This window comes from Streptomyces sp. NPDC002130 (assembly GCF_040296465.1).
GTDB lineage: Bacteria > Actinomycetota > Actinomycetes > Streptomycetales > Streptomycetaceae > Streptomyces.
In genome coordinates this window covers 1-1740 of sequence record NZ_JBEOXI010000674.1, presented here as the reverse complement: position 1 = coordinate 1740, position 1740 = coordinate 1, and the positions used below count along the sequence as shown (strand labels likewise).

The window sequence follows — 1740 nt, the reverse complement described above, 5'->3', positions numbered from 1 at the left end:
GTCGACTGGTAGATAGGTGCATGCGTGTCCGAATGGTGCGAGCAGGTCGACGAGCACCTGTTCAGCGTCGGGAAATGGCCCCATCATGTGGACTCGATCACTGAAATGGCTTGCGCAAGAACCCGTTCTGGCCTGTTGTATCGGGTGCCGTGTTCACGGAACCGCGCGTAGTGGCCGAACGCGTAGATCACGCCGACCTGTTTCGTGCCGTTGAGGCCTCCGCGAGTCAGCAGTGTGGTCACGGATTGTGAGTTGTAGCCGGTTCGCTTGCGAGAGTTCGCCGTCCAGAACGCCGCACCGATCTCACACTTGGTGTGAAGGACCTTCGCGAGGTCATCGGATTCACTCAGGTACACATCCAGGTTGTTTCCAGCGGAACTCGTTCTCAGGGAACCCATCACGTCACCTCCGTGAGAGTGAACCGGATGAACGGTGTCCATCCTGTGAACGGGTTGGTCTGGGGTTCGACGTCCGATGTGATCGACGCGATCGTCCCGTCCGGGAGTTTGATTCGGTCGCTCTTACGAACGTCTGATCCGACCGGAGCGGACACCGGAATCGTGTTGGTGTCGCGATCCTGTCGGTTCCCCTGGTGACCGCCTGCCATGCGGGGGCTGTCGCACGGGCCGATCGACCCGACTTCCTCGTAGTCACCATCTCCGTGCACGTCGACATCAGGTGCACGGAGAACGGTGAGCATCGATCCTGCTGGGAACTCCATTACAGGTACCTCGGCGCGCGTGTGCCGAGCCCGGCATTCGTCAGCACGTCGAACGCGAGTTCCGAAAGCTGAGTTGCCGCTTTCGCGCGCTGTTCGACCGTCGCCTGCCCGGCATAGGTCACCGAACCGCCTGGCACCGACTGCGATCCGATCTGAAGGTCTTGCCCGAAGGCACCTTTGTTCGGATCCACCTTCGCCGCGCTCCACTCGGTGACCTGCTGGCACGTCGCATCGCGAAACGCTTCGGCAACCGTCGGGTCGGACGGCGCTCCTGCCGGTGTTGTGTCGTATCGGTCATGCCTGGTCGCTTTGCTGACCAGAATGCTCGCAGACCGCAGTAGCGACGCCGCCCCGACGGGGACTGACTCGAACCAGTCCCCGTCGACGAGATCGTCAGGCGTTGCATGAACCAGAATGCCCATCGGTCACCGCCTTTCGATCACTTGGCCGGCAGGAACCAAGCCGCGATCTTCTTGGTCGACACGCCCTTGACGTCGTCCTCGGTCTTGCCGTGCGCGAGGGCGTAGGCAACCCAGTCGGATCGTTCTGCGTCGGCTGCCGGGAGTGTGTCCGCGAGTTCGCCGCTGAGTTCCTGGACCTGTGCGGTGGCGTCCTCGTGGGCTTCCTCGAGTGCCGTCTGTGCGTCCTCGGCTGCGTCGGTCGCGTCGGCGACCTTCGTTTCGGCCGATTCGATGGCCGCTTCGGCCGATTCGAGGCCATCGTTGGTTGTCGGTTCGACGGTGTGACCGCCGACTTCCGAAGTGACATCACTCGACGGGGTGTGCGTCAATTCGGCTGGGGCGCTGAGCCCCTCCTCGATGCGTTCCCAGCGGGCCAGGTCGGACAGGTGCGACGGATCGTCGTCTACCTGCACAACCTGGCCGCTGTTGCGATTACGGAAGGTGGGCATCAGGCTCAGGCCTTGTCGGCGCCCTTGATCAGCACCGCACGGTTCTTGTCGATCGTCTTCACGCCGTACAGCGTGTCGAGCGAGATGACCGACACCTTCTTGTTGATGT

Annotated in this window: 4 protein-coding genes; all 4 read right to left on the bottom strand. The window is 62.4% G+C overall.

What is annotated here, in order from left to right; all coding sequences use genetic code 11:
- Positions 1-83: 83 nt before the first annotated feature.
- From ABT116_RS44315 to ABT116_RS44300, 4 genes are read right to left on the bottom strand one after another with little or no spacing between them, the layout of a single operon-like run.
- On the bottom strand, positions 84-401 hold the full coding sequence (locus ABT116_RS44315) for an HK97-gp10 family putative phage morphogenesis protein (RefSeq protein ID WP_351646545.1): 318 nt from the start codon (positions 399-401) through the stop codon (positions 84-86).
- Positions 398-721, bottom strand: coding sequence for a hypothetical protein (locus ABT116_RS44310; protein ID WP_116103031.1), 324 nt, complete (start codon positions 719-721; stop codon positions 398-400). The genes ABT116_RS44315 and ABT116_RS44310 overlap by 4 nt, the downstream gene beginning before the upstream one ends.
- Positions 721-1143 carry a head-tail connector protein gene (locus ABT116_RS44305; protein WP_287483953.1) on the bottom strand — a complete coding sequence of 141 codons (423 nt, stop codon included), beginning with the start codon at positions 1141-1143 and terminating at the stop codon, positions 721-723. Before ABT116_RS44305 ends, ABT116_RS44310 begins: the two co-directional genes overlap by 1 nt.
- A gap of 17 nt (positions 1144-1160) precedes the next feature.
- Complete coding sequence (locus ABT116_RS44300) at positions 1161-1631, bottom strand: hypothetical protein (protein ID WP_351646540.1); 471 nt, start codon at positions 1629-1631, stop codon at positions 1161-1163.
- Positions 1632-1740 lie beyond the last annotated feature (109 nt).